This is a genomic window from Sphingobium xenophagum (assembly GCF_002288285.1).
GTDB classification, from domain to species: domain Bacteria; phylum Pseudomonadota; class Alphaproteobacteria; order Sphingomonadales; family Sphingomonadaceae; genus Sphingobium; species Sphingobium xenophagum.
Window position 1 is genome coordinate 1,277,518 of record NZ_CP022745.1, and the last position, 19,924, is coordinate 1,297,441.

Below are 19,924 nucleotides of genomic sequence, written 5' to 3' on the forward strand. Positions count from 1 at the left end.
TCTCCAAAGATGCACGCGGCTAATGGCCGCCAGATTGCGCCAAGAGTGCGACCGGAGCGCGCCTGCGCACAATGGGTCTTTGGTCCTATGTGGCCGTGCCGCCTTCGGGTTGGACCGGCGCGAGTGGCAGGCCAAGGTCGCGCCAGCCATCCGTCCCCTCCGCCAGCCACCAGACATTGGCAAAGCCCATCGATCGCAACCTTTTGGCAGCGTTCCAGCCCATCCAGCAGTCGGAGCGGCAGAACAGGATCAGCATCCTGCCGCGCGCGCGCCCCGTCAACCGGACAACGCCCGTGGCAAAATCCCCGGCAATGGCGGGATCGGGCTGGCCACGCCCGGCATCGGGAAACCAGTGCGCGCCAGGGATGGAGTCATGCGATGACGCCAGCCGCCAGCGCCCGTCCGGTTCACGATGACCACCTTCGGCCGGCAGGACATCGATGAAGATGGCATCCCTGTCCGGCACAAGCTGCGCCGCTGCTGCCAAGGCGATTCGGCCGACGCCGGCGGGCGGCTGGCGCACTGGCGCGCGATAATGCGCGACGCGATAGCCATCGGCGTCGAACAATGGCTCATGCGCCAGCGCGGACGACGCAACCAGCATCGCCGCCATGATGAAGCGCCGCATGATCCTCTCCCCGGCTTATGACCCAAGGGCCAATGGTAGCGCGTCGCGCCCTCTATTAGACCCTGTCATAAGGGAGAAGGATATGCGCAGGGCAAAGAGCCTATGGGTCGCGATCATGCTGACGCTGGCGCCGGCCGGTGCCGGGGCCGCTCCGCCTGCCGATCCGCTCGGCTCACCGATGTGGATAGCCCATGCGCGCACATTGTTCGGTGATGATCCGGTGCGGTTCGACCCCCGAGTCCATGTGTCCTTCCCGATGATTGCGGAAAACCAGCGCGCCTTTCCGGTGGTTATCGATGCGCGCGGAATAGCGGGGGTCAGGCGCATGATCCTGCTCGCGGACCTTAATCCCATTCCGGTCGCGATCGACTATCGCCCCCTGCATGCCGCGCCCTATGTCGCGACTCGGATCAAACTGGATCAGCGCACTCCGATACGCGGCGCGGTGCAACTGGACAGCGGGCAATGGCTGGTGTCGGGCGGCTGGATCGATGCCGCGGGCGGCGGCTGTTCCGCGCCACCCGTCAGCCGGGTCAAGGGCGACTGGGCTGACCATCTGGGCGAGATACGTGGCGAAGTCTGGCCGATGGCGCAGGGCTATAATCGAGTGCGGCTGAGCTTCCGGCATCCGATGGACACCGGCCTTGTCGAAAATATCGCCACTTATCATCTGGAGGCGCTGGCGGTGACCGACGGGGAGGGGCGTGTGCTGGGTGACATGGATATCTGGGCATCGGTGGCGGAAGACCCGGCGATCACGCTGATGGTGGACGGCAGCCCGGATGCGGCGCTGCGGGTCGCGGCGCGTGATACCAACGGGCGCGACTATCGGGCCAACCTCATTTTGGCGCGTCAGTCGCCGATGCCGGGCGGACGATGAAGCTGTCGCGACGCGCCATGCTGGGCGGGATAGCGGGCCTGGCGACGATGCCGGCTCGTGCGGCCGACTATAGCATCACGGCGGTGCCGGTCGGCGATGGCATCTGGATGGTGCGCGGCGCGGACGAGCCGATCGAAGAGCATAATGGCGGGGCCATCGCCAATATCGCCATCATCGCGACGCCCGCCGGGACGGTGCTATGGGAATGCGGCCCTTCGCTTCGCTATGGCCGCGCCCTGCGCCAGGTGGCCGAGCAATTGACGGGCCAGCGCATAATACGGGTCTATGTCAGCCATCTCCATCCCGATCATGGCCTGGGGCTGGCCGCCTTCGATCCTGCCATCGTCGCCGCGCTGCCGGGCACGATCGCGGCGTTGACGGCGCAGGGGCAGGGCTATGCCGATGGCATGTACAGGCTGCTGGGCGACTGGATGCGCGGCACGGACCTGATCCTGCCGGGCCGGACCATCATGGCGGCGCAGGAGGATTTTGGCGGGCGGGTGCTGCGCCTGCTTGCGCTTTCCGGCCATAGCAGTGCGGATCTGGCGCTGCTGGACGAAAGAAGCGGCCTGCTGTTGGCGGGTGATCTGGTTTTTCATGATCGCGCGCCCAGCACCCCGACCGCCGATCTTGCGGCCTGGCGCGCCAGTCTGGAGCAGCTGAAGGCCTTGCCCCATGGCGGCGTCCTGCCTGGCCATGGGCCGCTCGACCCGACAGGAACGGCGGCCATTGCCCAGACGCGCGACTGGATCGACTGGCTGGAAGGCGCACTGACGCAGGCGGTGCGCGATGGTCTCGACATGGTGGAGGCGGGCGACCTGCCTATCCCCGCCCGCTTTGCCCGGATGGCCGCCGCCCGCTACGAAGTGCAGCGCAGCGTGTCGCATCTCTATCCTGGCATCGAAGCGGCATTGCTGCCGCGTATCGACGTCAAAAGCGCGCCCTGATCCCCACCTGCCAGCGGCGCGGCGCGCCCGGTCCATAGGCACGGGGATTGGATGCGCCCGGCGCTTCCTCCAGTTCGATCTCATCGACCTCGCTGAACGTGCCAAAGGTCGCGTAGCGCCTGCCCAGCGCATTGCGCACCTCGCCAAACAGGCTGACGCCGCGCACCACATCCACGCTCGCGCGCAGATTGACGATGGCGTAGCCGCCCAGCCTGGGCGTATCATTCCCTTCGTCGCCGACCAGATATTGGCCCGATCGCGCGATCACATCGCCGCCAATGCTCCAGCCCTGACCGGCATAGTCCAGGTTCAGCGTCGCGCTATGCCGGGCTATACCGGGCAGGCGATCCCCGCGCTCGACGGCGATCAGGCCGTCCTCGTCCGCTGTCGGATTGGCCGGGCTGGATAGGCTGAGCGGCGCGCGATAGGTGGCGTCGGTAAAGGCATAGCTGAGGCCCGCTTGCAGCCCGCCCCGCTGTGCGCGGATCGTCGCTTCCACGCCCTGCCGCCTGGTGCTGCCGATATTGCGGAAATAGGCGCGGCCCCGAATTTCCGATGCGACATATTGAATGTCGTTGCGATTGTCTGTCCGCCAGGCCGACAACAGCCAATCAACCGCAAAGCCGCCAAGCTGCGCCTTGCCCTTCGCACCCGCTTCCCAGCTTTTGGCGACCACCTGCTTCAACGGCGGATCGGCGATGAAGAAATTGGTCAGGCTGCATGGCGCATTTTCATCGGCGCAGGACAGTTCGGCCGGAGTCGGCACGCGGTTGCTTTCCGCATAGCCCGCGCGCAGCGCCAAAGCGTCGGACAACTCATAGTCGAACTCGATGCCGGGATTCAGCCGGGAAAAATGATGCCGACCATTGAGCGCGGTGCCGATCTGGTCCTGCAACACCACCCGCGCCCAATTATATCGCAGTGCGATTTCGGCTGACAGGCGCGGGGTGATAGGCAACCGATCCTGGGCGAATACCCCCCAATAATCGGTATGGGCGACCAATCCCACCGGCGCGATGGCGCCGTCTGGCTGGATGATGATCGGTCCCAGCCCTTCGACGCTTCGCTCCTCGGTCATCGCGCCGAGTTCGGTCGATGTGTCGAACCGGGTGCGGCTTGTGTCGTAACTCAGCCCCAGCGCCAGATGATTGTCCCCCGCGCCCAAAGCCCGCTGGTCGATCAGTTGCACCAGCGCCCCCATCGCCCGCGTCGCGGTGCGCCCGCGATTGAGGACGCCATAGCCTTCACCCCCCAGGCTATCGGCGATCGGATCGCCATTGGCGTCCGTCAGGACCGCCTGTTCCTCCTCATCTTCGGTATCCCCCACCGTTTCCAGGCATAGCAGGCCAGCCTCATCCTCTTCCTCGCAACCCTCGATATCGGCAGCGTCGCCATTGACGCTGCGCAGCGTCAGTTTTTGCGCGTAGAGCGTCCCTTCGATCCGGGTCGTATCCGATAGCGCGACCCAGGGATGCAGGCTGACCCGGCCATAGCGGCTGGCGCTATTGTCGGGCCAGGTGAATACCGCACGCCGATCGACCGCGAGCAGTTCGACCGGCGAAACGCCATTGCCGGTCAGGTCGGTGTCCGCCCCGACCAGCTTGATGTGCAGGCCACCACCAGGCGCGTCGAAGCCAAGGTCGAGATAGCCATTGTATAATGTCGAGGGCGAAAAGGCGCGCCAGCCATCGTCCCGTGTGTATTGAAACGCCGCGAAGGCGCTGAAATCGCCCCGTGCCCCGCCCGCCGCGATGCTCGCTTCGGTCATGCCGAACCGGCCCTGTGAAACGCTGGCCTCCAGTCCGGGATCGCTCAGCCCGGTCTTGGTGTCGATCAGCAACGCCCCGCCCAGAGCGTTGAGGCCATAAACCGCGCTTTTGTCGAGCAGGCTAATCCGCGCAATGGCGGCTTCGGGCAACAGGTCGAACTGCATGGTGTCGCCGAACGGCTGGTTGAAGCGCGCGCCGTCCAGATAGGTGGCGATCCCCTGCGCCTGTCCCTGAAGCGGCGAAGCGACAAAGCCGCGATAGACCAGATTGGGCTGCCACGGGTTGTTTTGCGCGTCCTGCAAGGTGACACCGGCGAAGTTACGGACCAGCGCGCCCAGCAGATCGGGACTGCCGCCTTTGGCGATGTCGGCCGCGGACAGCGACAGGCCGTCGTCGCTGTCGATGCCGCCGCCCGGCGCCGTCACGATGATGGGCTGGCGACCGGCATCTGCCTCATCCGCCCGCGCGATGCCGCCGCACAGCACCATCGCGCTTGTTGCCAACAGCGCCGTCACACCCCTCATGCCATCCTCCATTATGTCTATGGGAGGAAGGCTAGGGGGGCAGGTGACGGCGCTCCATTAGACCTTGGGTCGGTCCATCCTCAGATCATCTGCGCTTTCAACAGCTTGTCGATGGTAAGCGGATAGTCGCGCAGCCGCAGGCCAGTAGCGTTGTAGACTGCATTGGCAACCGCTGCGCCCGCGCCGCAAATGCCCAGCTCGCCCACGCCCTTGGCTTTCATCGGTGAACTTTTGTCGTCCAGTTCGTCGATGAACAGCACATCTTGTTCGGGTATGTCGGCATGGACCGGCACGGCATATTCGGCCATGTCATGATTGATGAACAGGCCAAAGCGGGTGTCGACCTCCAACGCCTCCATCAATGCCGCACCGGCGCCCATGGTCATCGCGCCGATCACCTGGCTGCGCGCGGATTTGGGATTGAGAATGCGCCCGGCCGCAAACGCCCCGCCCATGCGGCGGATGCGCACTTCGGCGGTGTCGATGTCCACCCCGACTTCGCAGAAATGCGCGCCGAACGTGGCCTGGGCATAGCGTTTGTCCAGATCGCCAAATTCGATACTGTCCTGCGCCCATAGACCCTCGCGACCGGCGAGCGCAGCCAGCGTTTGCGACTGATTGCCCAATTTCACCAGACCATCTTCAAACTGCGCCTGGTCGGCCGGATAGCCCGCCTTTTCCGCAAGCTTTGCCCGCAGCGCCATGGCGGCGGCATAGACGCCGGCTGTAGAACTGTTCGCCCCCCATTGACCGCCAGACCCGGCGGATGCGGGGAAGCGGCTGTCGCCCAGCCGCACAATGACGTCATCCAGCGATACGCCCAGCATCTCCGCCGCGGTCTGGCCGATAATGGTATAGCTGCCGGTGCCGATGTCCGTCATGTCGGTTTCGACTATGACCTTGCCGGTGCCATCCACGCCGATCCGCGCACCCGATTTGCCGACCATATTGTTACGGAATGCGGCGGCCACCCCCATGCCGACCAGCCAGCGGCCATCGCGCACCTTGCCAGGTGTGGGATTGCGCTTGCTCCATCCAAACCGGTCAGCCCCGGCGCGCAAACATTCGACCAGCTTGCGGCTGGAAAAGGGGCGTTGCGGCCCCGCTTCGGGATCATATTGCACATCGTTACGGATGCGCAGTTCGACCGGATCGACGCCACATGCTTCCGCCAATTCGTCCATCGCGATTTCCAGCGCCAGCAAACCGACGGCTTCGCCGGGCGCGCGCATCGCATTGCCTTCGGGCAGGTCGAGCGTGGCGAGGCGATGCGCGGTCAGGCGGTTCGCGCCACCATACAGCAGCCGCGTCTGCATCGCCGCCGTCTCCGGGCCGCCGCCGGGCAGGTCACCCGACCATACTTCATGGCCGATGGCATCGATCACCCCATTCTTGTCGGCGCCTATGCGGATGCGCTGGACCGTCGCGGGACGATGGGTGGTATTGTTGGGTATCTGGTTGCGGGCGATCATGACCTTGACCGGACGTCCGACTTCCCTGGCCCCCAATGCCGCGAGCAAAGCGTCGGCGCGCAGGAACAGCTTGGCGCCAAAACCTCCGCCAATATAGGGCGAAACGAGACGGACATTGTCTTTGGGAATGCCCAGCGTCTTGGCGACTTCCCCCACGCTCCAGGCAATCATCTGATTTGCCGTCCACAGCGTCAGCTTGTCGCCGTTCCACGCGGCGGTGGTCGCATGGGGTTCCATCATGGCATGGCTATGATCTGGGGTGGTGTAGCGCTGGTCGATCCTGACCGCTGCCTTGGCAAAGGCTCCCTCAAAATCGCCAACGGCGGTATCGGCGGCCCCGCCAAAGCCGCTGTCTGGCGGTTTGACGGCATTGTCCAGTTCGGTGTTCAGATCGAACTTGCCATCCTGCGGCGTATAATCGATCCGCACCAGCTTGGCGGCTGCGCGCGCATTTTCAAATGTGTCGGCGATCACCAGCGCCACCGCCTGATCATAATGCATGATCGCCGGGCCGCCCAGCAGCGGAGCGGTATTATAATTTCCCTTGCCCAGCTTACCGGCATTGGCGTGGGTCACTATCCCCAGCACGCCGGGCGCTGCTTCAGCCGCGCGCAGGTCCATGGCCGCGATCCTTCCCTTGGCGATCGCGGACCCGACGATCCAGCCATAGACGGCGTTGGGCGCAGCATCATGCCGTTCATAGGCATAGGGCGCACTGCCGGTAACCTTGGCAGGGCCGTCGATACGGTCCTGTGCGACGCCGACGACGCGGCCCTTGTCGATGGGGTTGGTGGTGGCGGGCGTATCGAATTTCACGACCGGGCCTCCTTCTGCCGATAGAGCGACGCCAGCGTCCGTTCGACCAGCGTTTTCTTGAATGCATTGTGATGGGTCGTGCGCGCGCCGCTCAGTGCTGCTTCCGCCACCGCCTTCGCCCCGGCTGAGGCGGCAGCGTCTGCCGCTGGCGTTCGCCATGGTTTTGCGCCGATGCCGCCAAAGGCGAAGCGGCCTGCGCCGTCCTTGCCGAACACAGCGGCGACCGACACCAGTGCAAAGGCGTAGGACGCCCGGTCGCGCACCTTGCGATAGACATGGGTGCCGCCGATTGGCTTGGGCAAGGTCACCGATGTGATGATCTCGCCATTCTTGAGCGCGGATTCGATATGGGGCGTGTCACCGGGCAGCGTGTGGAAATCGGCTATGGGTATGGCGCGCGCCGCGCCGTCCGCCCCGACCGTCTCGACCTGCGCGTCGAGCAATCGCATCGCCACTGCCATGTCGCTGGGATGCTGGGCGATACAGGCGTCGCTTACTCCCAATATGGCAAGGCTACGGCTGATCCCGCCGATCGCGCCGCAACCGCTGCCGGGCTTGCGCTTGTTGCAAGGCATGTTGGTGTCGTAAAAATAAGGGCATCGGGTCCGCTGAAGCAGGTTGCCTGCCGTTGTCGCCTTGTTGCGCAATTGTCCCGAAGCGCCCGCCAGCAGCGCGCGGCTCAGCACGCCATAGTCGCGGCGCACCGTCTTGTCGGCCGCCAGGTCGGTATTGCGGACCAGCGCGCCGATGCGCAATCCACCCTCTGGCGTCGGTTCGATCCGGTCGAGGCCCAGATGATTGACGTCGATCAGGTGGGTCGGCGTTTCGATCTGGAGCTTCATCAGGTCGAGCAGATTGGTGCCGCCGGCAATGAAGCGCGCGCCCTGCATTGCGGCTGCGGTCTTGGCGGCATCCGCAACGCTGGTCGCGCGGCTATAGGTAAAAGGCTTCATGCCTTCTTCTCCCCGGCCACTTCATTCATGGCGGCTATGATGTTGGGATAGGCGGCGCAGCGGCAGATATTGCCGCTCATCCTTTCGCGCAATTCTCGGTCGGATAGCGCAACCCGGTCCAGATCATCGGTCACATGGCTGGGGACGCCCGCCGCAATTTCTTCCAGCACCGCGACAGCCGAGCATATCTGTCCCGGTGTGCAATAGCCGCATTGATAACCGTCATGCGTGATGAAGGCGCGCTGCATCGGATGGAGCTTGTCGGGAGTTCCCAACCCCTCGATCGTCGTCACCGTGTCGCCATCATGCATGACCGCCAGCGTCAGGCAGCTGTTGATACGCCTGCCTTCGACGATGACGGTGCACGCACCGCACTGCCCCTGATCGCAACCCTTCTTCGTCCCGGTCAGATGCAGATGCTCACGCAGCGCGTCGAGCAGGGTGGTGCGCGGATCGACTTGCAGATGCACCTCGCGCCCGTTCACGGTCAATTCCACGGGAATCATCCCGGTTTCTCCCTTGGCTGTGGGTCGTGCAGTGGCCGCACCGGCAGACGCCAGCGTGGGGGCCGCTGCGGCAACCGCCGCACTTCCCTGCAACAGGGAACGGCGCGTGAGATGATCGGATGGCATCGCGGGTGCTTCCTCTTGCTTGGACTGTCATACGAAGGGACGCGACAAATGATCCGCCGCTGGACATAAATATGGAGTTTGATCCCCAGATTAACAGAATGACCACCCAGGCAAAGTTGCGAAATGCCACCCACGTTGATTTTTCGGACAGAGCGAATCAATCATGGGCAGCAGCGGCGGCCCTGGCATTGCCGCGCACGCCTTTCGCTTCGGGTGACACGGGCGCAAAGCCCTGCAAAGTCGCCCACTTTGCCAGTCGGAGCAGGAATTTCACGATCTTGGCAATTCTCCCCTTGCCCATCCCGAAAAGCGCTGCTAGTTGCCCGCCTCACCCGACGGGGACAGCGTCTCCATCAAGCGTCGAGCGGGCGTAGCTCAGGGGTAGAGCACAACCTTGCCAAGGTTGGGGTCGAGGGTTCGAATCCCTTCGCCCGCTCCAGAATTTCCATATTTATCAATGCATTAGGCGGTCCCGAGAGGGGCCGGCTAACTGCATTTTTGGTCGGGCGTCCACCGGGCGTCCACCGTTTGCGGGTGGGTTATCGTAGATATGAGCCCTGCAGCGTACGGCACCTCGACGTACAGGAGCATGAACACAGGCGCAGCGCCCTTCCAAAAGGCAAATACAATAGCCTAGCCACGAATCGCCGACCGCCGCCAAGCTGTGTCAAGCCAGCCTGGCGATATCATCGTAGTTCGATGTAAAAGTGCGTCAGCCGCCAATCCCAATCCTCGAGTTTGCCCCGTTGATGGGCACAGCCTCGTGTCGAGGTGAACTGCTACGATTTTTCCCGGGCCTCATTTGCGAGCATCGACAGCAATCGCTCCGCCATCTCTGTCCCCGCCTTGGTCAGGTTACGCGGCCTGCGATACAGCAGCCATGTTATAATGACTTGGTTGACGCTACCCACCAGCATAGCGGCCGTCTCATACGCGTCGCGATCCGACGACATGCTTCCCTCGGCCATCGCTTGTCGAACGAGGAACACGATCACGCGAGAAAAGTCGTTCATGCTGTGGCGCAACTCCGTCTCGTTGACGAAGACACTGGGCCAGATTTCCAAATAGAGGATGCGCGCCCATTCGGCGTGTTCGCGCGCATAATCAGCGGACATCGACAGATAGAGCAGAATTTTTTCTCTGGCCGTAACCTTGTCGGCGACAGCGACACGGTAGCTCTCGAAAAACTCTGCGAGATGCGAGAGTGGCACGTCATAGGCTAGGTCTTCCTTGCTCTTATAATATTCGTAGAGCGTGGAAGTGGAGATGCCGGCCTCTGCAGCGATATCCGCAATGCGGACCCGAGATATGCCATCACGAGCAAATACGCGAAGCGCTGCCCCCATGATCTGCTGCTCGGTGCGCTTGCTGCGATCCTGCTTTCTTTCTGTGACCCGCTTCGGTCGATGTGAAATCTGATCGAGCAATGCATCCCATTCAGTCGATGGACCAGCGTCAGAGGCAATTATCGCTTCAATGCCCACCTCCTGCGCCGAATCCGACGAAACCTTGATTTTGCTCTTCACGCCCATGTTTCACTTTCGGATGCAAAATTGCATGCTGCAGCGCCTTTCGATGCAGGGCAAGCAATTTAGCAGCGGCATCGCGCCCGACCAAGTATCGATTTTGGCCGCCCGATAAGAGGTAAAATGGCTGAAAATGCCGATAAATTGGGAGCCGCAGGCCCGGCGTGCGAAATTTTTCCGACAAAACATCGAATAATTATTGACGGGTGAGTGGGCAGCGAGTAGCTCAAGATCACAAGAAACGACGGTCGCAGGGCGAATGCGACGCTTGGCTCTGGAGAGTGTGATGGCTTACGCCTGCCACATTTACGAATTTATGTCCGACAGCATCGGTGCATCCCGCAATGCGTACGCTGAACAGGGGGTGACGTGTGGTTGACTTTGCTGCCACTTCCGAGCGGCTGATTGATGCATATAATGCAAAGGACTTCGATGCTCTCTCAGCGCTGATCGTGCCAGAGCTCGATTTCGCGCATTTCAATCGCGATTTTGTTTTGACCAGCCGTGAAGCGCTGATCGAAGTATTGCGTGGCTTCGCTACGACTTACGCCCCTGACCGTCGATTTGAACCAGCCGAACGCGTTACTGTCGCCGGCAACATCGTCGTCCGAGAGGCTTGGTATGCCGGTACTGCAGCCATCGATCTGCCAGGCTTTGGCGCGGCGGGTGAGGCATTCCGCTTCAAGTTTTGCAGCGTGATGCGCTTCAACGACAACGGCCAATTGGTTGAATGGAAAGACCACGGTTGATCGGCGGGCAAGCCATCAAGTGCGTCACAGGAGAGTGAAAATGCAGATCGGGATGTTTCAGACGCCTTTCTTGCGCCCGGAGCGGACGCCAAAGCAGGTGTTCGAGTGGGCAGTGCGCCAAGCGGTCCATGCCGATAAGATCGGCTTCAGCGAATATTGGATCGGCGAACACGGGACGCTGAACTGGGAGGGTATTCCCAGCCCCGAGTTGGTGATCGCGGCGGCTGCGGCGCAAACGGAAAATATCAAGTTCGGGCCGCTGGCCCATCTCCTTCCGTACCACCATCCCGCCACGCTTGCCGTGCAGACGGCATGGCTGAGTCAGGTGCTGGAAGGTCGCTACATGCTTGGCGTGGCGACCGGTGCCTATCCGACCGATGCCGCGCTGCGCGGCATCACTGACATGTCCAAGAATCATGCGATGATGCTCGAAGCAATCGACATCATGGAAAAGGTCTGGAAGGCCGAACCGTTCCAGCTCGAAGGCGAGTTCTGGAACGCCGGTTTCCCAGAGAACAATCCCAAGAAGCCTCTGCGTGACGTTCGCCCTTGGGGTGGCAAGATGCAGATGGCCATGACCGGCCTGAGTGCACCGTCCCCGTCGATCGCCTTCGCCGGCACGCACGGCTTCATTCCGGCGTCCGTCTATGCGGGTAACGACTTCCTTCGCAGCCATTTCGAGACCTATCGTGAAAAGATGCAGGAAGCTGGGCGTGAGTCCGACCGCTCCATGCATCGCGTGGTGCGTGACGTGATTGTCGCAGACACCGACGCCGAAGCGCGCAAGCTGGCCGTTGACGGTGGCATCGGCTTGGCATGGAAGGAGTATATCAAGCCGACCTATGAACGCTTTGGCGTCCTTCCCGGCCTCCTTCACGACGCATCAATGGATCCCGCTGACGTCGATGCCGAATATCTGGCAGAACATGTATGGATCACGGGATCGCCTGAGACGGTTCGGCAGAAGCTCGAAGCGTGGTGCGGTGAACTCGGCGGTCCGTTCGGAACGCTTCTGATCTATAGCCATGACTATATAGATGCTCCGGAAGCCTGGGAGCGTTCGATGGAACTGCTCGTCAAGGAAGTGGCACCCAAGATCGGACAAGTCTCCCAGAGCGTGGCGGCCTGAACCATGTGCCGTTTGTCCGGCAAGGTCGCTGTTATCACGGGCGCAGCACAGGGCATGGGCGAAGCTCATGCTCGAGTGTTCATCCGTGAAGGAGCATCCGTCATCCTGACGGATGTCAATCAAGCCAAGGGTGAAGCGCTAGCCCGCAAACTCGGCGACAAAGCGATGTTCGTCACTCATGACGTCGCCTCCGCAGCCGACTGGGCAACAGTAATTGCGCTCGGCGAGGCACAGTTCGGAAGGGTTACTGTCCTTGTCAACAACGCAGGCGTGATTGGCCCGGTCCAAGACCTGCTTTCGTTCAGTGAGGACGATTTTCTCAAGGTCTGTGCCATCAACCAGTTGGGCGTGTTCCTTGGCATGAAAGCTGTTCTGCCCTCGATGATCGCATCGGGCGGCGGATCGATCGTTAACATCTCGTCGATCGCTGGCATGCTGGGAACGCGAGAGTCATCCAACGCTGCCTACTGCGCGAGCAAATGGGCTGTACGGGGTATGAGCAAGCTCATTGCTGCACAGCATGGGAAAGACGGCATTCGGGTGAATTCCGTCCATCCTGGATATATTCTGACGCCAATGATGGTGGCTGCGACCGATGCCGAGGGCGGCGGCGCGGCCGAAGCTATTCCCTTGGGCCGGATGGCGCAGCCTGAAGAAGTCTCCAACGTCGTACTCTTTCTCGCATCCGATGAGGCGAGCTTCGTGTCCGGCGCGGAGCATGTCGTGGACGGCGCAATGATCGCTGGTTGACGGGTTAGCAAGCGCATCGGCCCGCAGAGCCGGACGCGAAAAGACATTCCTGCATAAGTATAACGGGAGGTGAGGATCTCATGAACGGTAAAGTCTTCAAAGCACAAGCGTCCATCTTGGCACTAGTGAGCGCAATTCCTGCATTGGCACAGGCCCAGACGGAACCCGCAGCCGCTGCTCCCGCACAGACGGCTCGCAGCAACGATGCATCAGCAGATATCATCGTGACCGCCAACAAGCGCGAGCAGTCGCTTAACAGCGTTGGTTTGACCATTACTGCGGCATCAACGGAGGAACTCTCCAACCGAGGTATCTCAGGGCCGGCGGATCTGGCGAAACTGGTTCCCGGTTTCACCTTCACGCAGTCCATCTATTCGACGCCCGTGTTCACACTGCGTGGCATCGGTCTGTACGACGCCACCTTTGGCGCCGCGCCTTCCGTGTCGGTGTACACCGACCAGATCCCGCGCAACGTACCCGTCATGTCGGACGCGCTCGATCTCGACATCGAACGCGTGGAAGTGCTGAAGGGCCCGCAGGGCACACTGTTCGGTCAGAGTTCGACAGGTGGCGCCATCAACTACATCGTCGGCAAACCGACGAAGGACTTCTCTGCAGGTTTCGACGCTTCCTACGAACGGTTCAATCGCGCGGAGCTTTCGGGCTTCGTAAGCGGCCCCCTTACGGAAGGTGTGGCGGCTCGCCTCGCGGTGAAAGGTGTTTCGGGAGGCGCCTGGCAGCGTAGCCTTTCGCGGCCGGACGATGAGAATGGTGACCAACGCAAGTTCATGGGGCGATTCACGCTCGATATCGAGCCGACCGAGAGCCTCAAGATCGAATTGATGGCGACGGGTTCGCGCGACCGGTCCGATCCGCTGGCCCCGCAATATGCTGGAACCACGCTTAACCTCTACCCTGATCAGGCCTCGGCCGCCGCATCCGGCAATCCCTATGCCCAAGTGGATGCTCAGCGATATGCCGACATCACCACACCCACTTCACCGGGCTATGACGCATCGTTCATCGGCCGCCAGTCGGTCGTGGTTGGCCGCTTGAACGGATCCGATCCTGCCAAGGCCGCTGGCGCCGCTGCCCTGCTGGGCACGCCGATCAGCAGTCGGGCGCGCGATGCCGAGTGGACGCCGGGTTTCCTGGGTCGGTCCGACAACAGCTATTATCAGTTCGCGGGTCGTGCCGATCTCGACCTCAGCGATACGCTGAAGCTCACCTATGTTGCGGCGCTGGCGAAGCAGAAGCTGAGCTACAATCAGGATCTCGACGGCACTACCGCGCAGGTTGCCGACGTGCCGCTGTTCGGCAACGTCCGCTCCTTCAACCAGGAACTGCGACTGGCCCTGGACACCGACAGCTTCAACGGGATCGTCGGTGCCAGCTATGATAATCTGCGCACGTCACAGAACAATTTCTTCCGCTTGGGCGACTATTCGGCCAATGCAGACCTGATCTCGATCACGGAGAACGAGTTCGACTCGCGGATGCGCAGCTACGGCATCTTCGCCAACGGCGAATATAAGCTGACCCCACAGCTGACCATCCAGGGCGGCGTCCGCTATACCAAGAACAAGCAGGAAGCGACCTACTGCTACAGCGATCCGACGGGCACGGGTGCCGCTGTCCTGTTCGGTAGCGCGCTCAACAGTGTGCCGATCACCATCGGCGCTGGACAATGTTTCCCGACGACTGGCGATCTGCTGCTTGGTACCGCACAATCCACATTGACCCCCGTCAACGAGCATCTGACCGAGGACAATGTCTCCTTCCGCGTCGGTGCGAACTACAAGTTCGATGGCGGCGCGCTGATCTATGCGACCGTCAGCCAAGGATACAAGGCTGGCATCTTCTCAGCGATCGGCGCGTCCCGCGCGAACCAGTATAGCCCGGCAACTCAGGAAAAGGTGATCGCCTATGAAGGCGGTTTCAAGGCTCCGCTCGCCGGCAACGCGCTGCAATTCAACGGCGCCGTCTTCTACTACGACTATTCCGACAAGCAGGTTCGTGGTCGCGTTCAGGACACCGTCTTCGGCCTTCTGGAAAAGATGCTGAACGTGCCCAAATCCTACGTGTTTGGCCTGGAAGGAGAGCTGGTCGCGAGGCCGGCAGAGGGGCTCCGCATCAGCGCCGGCGCAACCTATCTCAAGGGCAAGGTCAAGTCTGACTACTCCGCGACGCCGGACGGTTTCGCTATCTACAACGCGGCGGGCTATACGGGCAACTTCAAGGGCTCCGAATTGCCCTACACGCCCAAGTTCAGTGCAAACATCGATGCGCAATATAGCGTTCCGGTGTCCGACAGCGTCGAGGCGTTCCTGGGTGGTGGCCTGACCTATCAGAGCAAGCAGAACACAACTTTCCACAACAGCAGCCTGCCGGCCGACGACTTCTTCATCGATGGCTATGCCCTGCTCGATGTCCGGGCGGGTGTCAGCAGCTCCGATGGCCGGTGGCGTGCCAGCCTCTATGGCAGGAACATCACCAACAAATCTTACGTAACGGCCATTTCGACCTATCTCGACACGCTCATCCGCTACCGCGGCAAGCCGACGGTGTATGGGCTGTCTCTCTCGTACAAATATTGACTCTCCCAACTGGGCGCGATGGCATGACCTGCCATCGCGCCATTCTTGGATGACACGATGACCGAACCAGTCTTCTCCTCTGCGCTGCAAACCCTCATGGAGGAGTTCTCCCGGTCGGGCGTTCGCGAACTCCATGTTCGCAGTGGTGATTTTGAAGTGTATCTTTCGAGCGATCCGGCAGGGAGCCGCTCGGTCTCTGGTCCGGTTGCGGCAGCCGCGCCCCGACCGGCTCCTTCCCCAGCACGCAGCACGCCGACGTCGACGGCACAACCTATCCTGCCGGCAGCGTCTTCGACGGATGCCTTGCCAACAGATGCCATCATCGTTCGGGCACCCAATCTCGGCACATTCTATCGTGCGCCCAAGCCGGGTGCCGCGAATTATGTGGAAGTCGGTTCAATCGTCTCGGCCGGCGATGAAGTGTGCCTGATCGAAGTCATGAAGCTTTTCACTGCTGTTCGTTCTGACGCGAGCGGCAAGGTTCACGCCGTGCTCGCAGTCGACGGCGCAATGGTGGAAGCGGGACAACCCCTGTTTGCATTGGTGAGGAATTAATGGCGATCAAGCGACTGTTCATTGCCAACCGGGGCGAAATCGCCCTCCGGATCGTGCGCGCGGCGCAGGCGCTCAACATCGAAACAGTGCTGGCGGTATCCGACCCGGATCGCGACAGTGCGGCTGCCCGACTTGCCGACCGGAAGATCGTGATCGGCCCGGCTTCGGCTGCAAAATCCTATCTCGACCCACGCCTGATCGTTCATGCCGCGAAAGAGAGCGGCTGTGATGGGCTTCACCCGGGCTACGGGTTCCTGTCTGAGCGCGCGATACTCCCGACCCTTTGCCAAGAGCACGGCATCGCTTTCGTGGGTCCCGAACCCGACGTGATTGACGCTCTGGGCGACAAATTGCGTGCGCGTGCAATGGCAGGCGCAGCCGGCGTTCCGCTCGTACCAGGCAGCGATTGCGTCGCCACCGCCGCCGATGCACGGCGGGAGGGCGATCGCATAGGCTATCCGGTGTTGCTCAAGGCCTCGGCCGGCGGTGGCGGCCGAGGCATGGTGATCGCCAATAATGCCGACGAAGCAGAAGCGGGTTTCCATCGTGCATCGGCCGAAGCGGTCGCCGCTTTCGGCGATGGCACGTTGTTTATGGAGCGGTTCGTACCCGAGGCGCGGCATGTCGAAGTTCAGCTCATGGGCGATGGCAAAGGCAATGTCCTGCATTTCGGCGAGCGCGACTGTTCGGTGCAGAGGCGCTATCAGAAACTGGTCGAAGAAGCGCCCTGCGCGGCGATGCCCGATCATCTGCGCAAGCAGCTGCATGAATCTGCCGTCGCGCTGGCTGCCAGCGTCAACTATCGCAATGCCGGCACATGCGAGTTCCTGTTCGACGTGAAGCGCCAGGAATTCTACTTCATCGAAGTGAATGCCCGTATCCAGGTCGAGCATCCGGTCAGCGAGATGATCTCGGGCTTCGATCTTGTGCAGGAGCAAATCCGTATCGCAGGCGGTGCTGGCCTGTCTGTGACGCAGGATCAGGTCAAGCTGAGCGGCCATGCGATCGAATGCCGGATCAATGCGGAAGACGTTTCCCGCGACTTCCTGCCAAGTCCGGGCCGGATCACCCGCTGGCAGCCGCCAGAGGGCGACGGCATCAGACTGGATTCGCATATGGCGCAAGGAGCGATGATTCCGCCCTTCTATGACAGCATGGTTGGCAAGCTGATCGTTCATGGCTCCGATCGGGCCGATGCGATCACGCGCTTGTCGGCGGCTCTGGATGCCTTTGTTGTCGAAGGCGTGCCCACTACCATCGATCTGCATCGCGAGATCGTGGCACATCCCGACTTTATTGAAAACCGCATTCATACGCGCTGGCTGGAGCAGGTGCTGCTCCCCGAACGCGCAAAAAGGGCCGCCTGATGAGCAGCGACAATAACATGGATCGCGCCATAACCGATGCGCGCGCGCTGCTGGATACGCTCGTTTCGAGCGACTGGCAGGAGCTTCACGTCGTGTCCGGCGAGACCGAGATCTTCATCGCCCGCGCAGGTGGCGGCTTCAATCCCATGCGCCTGGGTGCTGCTGTTGCCGACGCCGAGTTGACCGCGGCTCCTGCCGCCGGGCCGGAGACGAGTGTTACGGCGCAGCATGTCGCCACCCTGGTTCAGGTCCTTCCCGTGGGCACGGACCTGAAGGAAGGCGATATTCTTGCCACCATACGGGTTCTGGATACAGAAGAGGCCATCCCTGCCCCGGTTGCCGGTCGCATTGCCAGCCTCTCGGCCGATGTCGGCTCACTGGTCGAGTATGGCATGCCCATCCTCAGCATCGCGCAGGCCGCCTGATGGGACAGGCATTGACCAGAATCGCCGTATGCGGCGCGGGCGCTATGGGGTCAGGCATCGCACAGGTCGCTGCGCAATCCGGTGCACAGGTCATCGTCTTCGACATTCAGGCCGAAGCGATCGCGGGCAGCGAGAAGCGCATCCTGGCATCCATCGACGGCCTGGTCGCCAAGGGCAAGATGACAGCCGAAGCTGCCGCAGACATTCGCGGACGCATGCGCTGGACGTCCGATCTTCAGCAGTTGTCCGATGCCGAACTGGTGATCGAGGCGATCGTCGAGAATGCCGATATCAAGGGCAAGCTGTTCGAACAGTTGGAATCGATCGTCGGTCCGGACGCCATCCTGGCGAGTAACACCTCTTCGCTGCCGATTGCACGCCTCGCCCGCTCGCTCAAGACGCCCGAGCGCTTTGTTGGTATGCACTTTTTCAATCCCGCGACAGTCATGAAGCTGGTCGAGGTCGTGGCTGGACCTGCGACGGCGCAATCCGTTGCCGAGGCGGTACGGCAGACGGCAGAAAGCTGGGGCAAGGTTGCAATCCCTGTCACCGATGTTCCCGGTTTCATCGTCAACCGTGTGGCGCGCCCCTTCTACGCCGAGGCCTTTACCGCGCTCAATGAGGCGGCGGCGGACGCGGCGACCATCGACGCCCTGTTTCGGGCCGTGGGCTTCCGCATGGGGCCATTGGAACTGACCGACCTTATCGGGCAAGACGTCAATTTCGCGGTCGGCCGGTCGGTCTACGATTCTTATTTCGGGCGGACGCGCTTCGTACCGCAGTTGAAGCAGGCAGCGCTGGTCGATGCCGGGTGGCTGGGCCGAAAATCAGGCCGTGGGGTCTATCGCTACGACGAAGATGCTCCAAAGCCTGTACCGCCGGCTGCCATCAATGATGTGGTCCTGCCAGATCGCGCGCGGGCCGCAGACGCCCTGAAAGCCGCCGTGCCGGGGGCGTTCATAGAATGCGCAGGGGTGCTGCTGGGAATGACGCGCGGACGGTCGGCGCATGCCGAGGCGGCCGTTCAAGGCAAACCTGTGGCCCTGTTCGACTGGTTTCCCGCTGACGGCGGCAAGGAAGTTGCCTTCGCGGGCAGTAGTGCCGCAGCAGCGGCGGTTCTGGCAGAAGTGCTCACCGCCTGTTCCAGAAACGGTCGGCAGGTCGCAGACAGGCCCGGACTGATCGTGTGCCGAACCCTCGCGCAACTCGCCAATGCGGCCGCCGATGCTGTGCTGGAACAGGTGTCGGACGAAAACGGGATCGATGCGGCGCTCCGCTATGGCGCCAATTATCCGTTCGGACCTTTCGCCTGGGCCGACGGTTTCGACCGGGGCCGCGTCGTCGCTACGCTCGACGCCATAGCCGATGAGACCGGCGAGGCCATGTATCGCCCCTCCCCCTATCTCAGGAAATTCGCATGACCGGTTCGGGTGACATACTCCACGTTGAGGCCAGCGCCGATGGCGTCCTGCTGCTGCGGCTCAACCGGCCCGAGAAGCGCAATGCGCTCGCCACCGATTTGCTCGGCGCTGTGGCCGATGCGCTGGATGCGGCAATCGGCGATGAAGCCGTTCGAGCCGTCGTCATAACCGGGGCTGAGAAGTTCTTCGCCGCCGGGGCCGATATCAACGAGATCGCCTCAAAGGATGTCGGCGGCGCCCTCCTTGATATTCGCCCCTCGATTTGGGCACGCATCCGCGCCTTCCCCAAACCCGTCATCGCGGCTGTAGAGGGCTGGTCGCTCGGTGCGGGAAATGAACTGGTGATGTGCTGCGACCTTGTCGTCGCCGGTCGTAGCGCCAAGTTCGGCCAACCGGAGACTAATCTTGGCATTGTGCCGGGCGCCGGCGGTACGGCTACGCTGCCGCGTCTGGTTGGCCGCGCGCGCGCCATGAAGCTTGTTCTGCTCGGCGAGCCGATGACAGCGGACGAAGCACAGGCAAGCGGCCTTGTGAACGATGTCGTGGACGACGGCAGCGCGCTGTCTGCAGCGCTGGACTTGGCCGGACGCATTGCAGCACGTGCGCCATTGGCGATGCAGCAGGGCAAGGCTCTGGTGCGCGCCAGTCTTGAAACCACACAAGCTGCCCATCTCCTGCTGGAACGACAGGGCTTTTCGGCGCTGTTCGGTTCCGCCGACAAGAAGGAGGGCATTGCGTCCTTCTTCGAGAAGCGCTCGCCAGTATGGAGCGGCAAATGAACGAG

17 protein-coding genes and 1 tRNA gene are annotated in these 19,924 nt (G+C 62.1%); 12 read left to right on the plus strand and 6 right to left on the minus strand.

Features of this window, described 5'->3' with window-relative positions:
- Positions 1-85: 85 nt before the first annotated feature.
- A complete protein-coding gene (locus CJD35_RS06185; protein WP_095686914.1) occupies positions 86-628 on the minus strand; it encodes a rhodanese-like domain-containing protein in 543 nt (180 codons plus the stop codon).
- An 82-nt stretch (positions 629-710) separates the two neighbouring features.
- Here CJD35_RS06185 and CJD35_RS06190 point away from each other — a divergent pair, with 82 nt between their 5' ends.
- Both CJD35_RS06190 and CJD35_RS06195 read left to right on the plus strand, forming a co-directional pair.
- Complete coding sequence (locus CJD35_RS06190; protein WP_017183705.1) at positions 711-1,508, plus strand: quinoprotein dehydrogenase-associated SoxYZ-like carrier; 798 nt, start codon at positions 711-713, stop codon at positions 1,506-1,508.
- Positions 1,505-2,455 carry a quinoprotein relay system zinc metallohydrolase 1 gene (locus CJD35_RS06195; protein ID WP_017183704.1) on the plus strand — a complete coding sequence of 317 codons (951 nt, stop codon included), beginning with the start codon at positions 1,505-1,507 and terminating at the stop codon, positions 2,453-2,455. Before CJD35_RS06190 ends, CJD35_RS06195 begins: the two co-directional genes overlap by 4 nt.
- Here CJD35_RS06195 and CJD35_RS06200 read toward each other — a convergent pair.
- The 4 genes from CJD35_RS06200 to paoA form a co-directional block, all read right to left on the minus strand.
- Complete coding sequence (locus CJD35_RS06200) at positions 2,439-4,748, minus strand: TonB-dependent receptor (RefSeq protein ID WP_017183703.1); 2,310 nt, start codon at positions 4,746-4,748, stop codon at positions 2,439-2,441. The genes CJD35_RS06195 and CJD35_RS06200 overlap by 17 nt on opposite strands.
- Before the next feature lie 80 nt (positions 4,749-4,828).
- Positions 4,829-7,036, minus strand: a complete 2,208-nt coding sequence (paoC, locus tag CJD35_RS06205; RefSeq protein ID WP_017183702.1) for an aldehyde oxidoreductase molybdenum-binding subunit PaoC — start codon at positions 7,034-7,036, stop codon at positions 4,829-4,831.
- Positions 7,033-7,989 carry an FAD binding domain-containing protein gene (locus CJD35_RS06210; RefSeq protein ID WP_095686915.1) on the minus strand — a complete coding sequence of 319 codons (957 nt, stop codon included), beginning with the start codon at positions 7,987-7,989 and terminating at the stop codon, positions 7,033-7,035. Before CJD35_RS06210 ends, paoC begins: the two co-directional genes overlap by 4 nt.
- Positions 7,986-8,621: an aldehyde dehydrogenase iron-sulfur subunit PaoA gene (paoA, locus tag CJD35_RS06215; protein WP_026002497.1), complete on the minus strand. Its 636-nt coding sequence runs from the start codon at positions 8,619-8,621 to the stop codon at positions 7,986-7,988. Before paoA ends, CJD35_RS06210 begins: the two co-directional genes overlap by 4 nt.
- A gap of 364 nt (positions 8,622-8,985) precedes the next feature.
- On the opposite strand from paoA, the gene CJD35_RS06220 reads away from it, so the two are divergent.
- Positions 8,986-9,060: transfer RNA gene (locus tag CJD35_RS06220), tRNA-Gly, on the plus strand.
- A gap of 340 nt (positions 9,061-9,400) precedes the next feature.
- Here the strand turns inward: CJD35_RS06220 and CJD35_RS06225 are convergent.
- Positions 9,401-10,147, minus strand: coding sequence for a TetR/AcrR family transcriptional regulator (locus tag CJD35_RS06225; protein ID WP_244917226.1), 747 nt, complete (start codon positions 10,145-10,147; stop codon positions 9,401-9,403).
- 371 nt (positions 10,148-10,518) lie between these two features.
- Here CJD35_RS06225 and CJD35_RS06230 point away from each other — a divergent pair, with 371 nt between their 5' ends.
- From CJD35_RS06230 to CJD35_RS06270, 9 genes are all read left to right on the plus strand, one after another.
- On the plus strand, positions 10,519-10,896 hold the full coding sequence (locus CJD35_RS06230) for a nuclear transport factor 2 family protein (protein ID WP_095686917.1): 378 nt from the start codon (positions 10,519-10,521) through the stop codon (positions 10,894-10,896).
- A 40-nt stretch (positions 10,897-10,936) separates the two neighbouring features.
- Entirely contained in the window at positions 10,937-12,025 is a 1,089-nt protein-coding gene (locus CJD35_RS06235; RefSeq protein ID WP_095686918.1) for an LLM class flavin-dependent oxidoreductase, read from the plus strand.
- 3 nt (positions 12,026-12,028) lie between these two features.
- Positions 12,029-12,775: a glucose 1-dehydrogenase gene (locus tag CJD35_RS06240; protein ID WP_095686919.1), complete on the plus strand. Its 747-nt coding sequence runs from the start codon at positions 12,029-12,031 to the stop codon at positions 12,773-12,775.
- Positions 12,776-12,855: 80 nt separating this feature from the next.
- Complete coding sequence (locus CJD35_RS06245) at positions 12,856-15,372, plus strand: TonB-dependent receptor (protein WP_216628952.1); 2,517 nt, start codon at positions 12,856-12,858, stop codon at positions 15,370-15,372.
- A gap of 57 nt (positions 15,373-15,429) precedes the next feature.
- On the plus strand, positions 15,430-15,927 hold the full coding sequence (locus CJD35_RS06250) for an acetyl-CoA carboxylase biotin carboxyl carrier protein (protein WP_095686920.1): 498 nt from the start codon (positions 15,430-15,432) through the stop codon (positions 15,925-15,927).
- Positions 15,927-17,294, plus strand: a complete 1,368-nt coding sequence (locus CJD35_RS06255) for an acetyl-CoA carboxylase biotin carboxylase subunit (protein ID WP_095686921.1) — start codon at positions 15,927-15,929, stop codon at positions 17,292-17,294. The genes CJD35_RS06250 and CJD35_RS06255 overlap by 1 nt, the downstream gene beginning before the upstream one ends.
- Positions 17,294-17,719, plus strand: coding sequence for a biotin/lipoyl-containing protein (locus CJD35_RS06260; protein ID WP_095686922.1), 426 nt, complete (start codon positions 17,294-17,296; stop codon positions 17,717-17,719). Before CJD35_RS06255 ends, CJD35_RS06260 begins: the two co-directional genes overlap by 1 nt.
- An 11-nt stretch (positions 17,720-17,730) precedes the next feature.
- Positions 17,731-19,140, plus strand: a complete 1,410-nt coding sequence (locus tag CJD35_RS06265) for a 3-hydroxyacyl-CoA dehydrogenase NAD-binding domain-containing protein (RefSeq protein ID WP_244917227.1) — start codon at positions 17,731-17,733, stop codon at positions 19,138-19,140.
- The gene (locus CJD35_RS06270) at positions 19,137-19,919 is read left to right on the plus strand and encodes an enoyl-CoA hydratase-related protein (protein WP_095686924.1); all 783 of its coding nucleotides are present in this window, start codon (positions 19,137-19,139) and stop codon (positions 19,917-19,919) included. The genes CJD35_RS06265 and CJD35_RS06270 overlap by 4 nt, the downstream gene beginning before the upstream one ends.
- Positions 19,920-19,924: the final 5 nt, after the last annotated feature.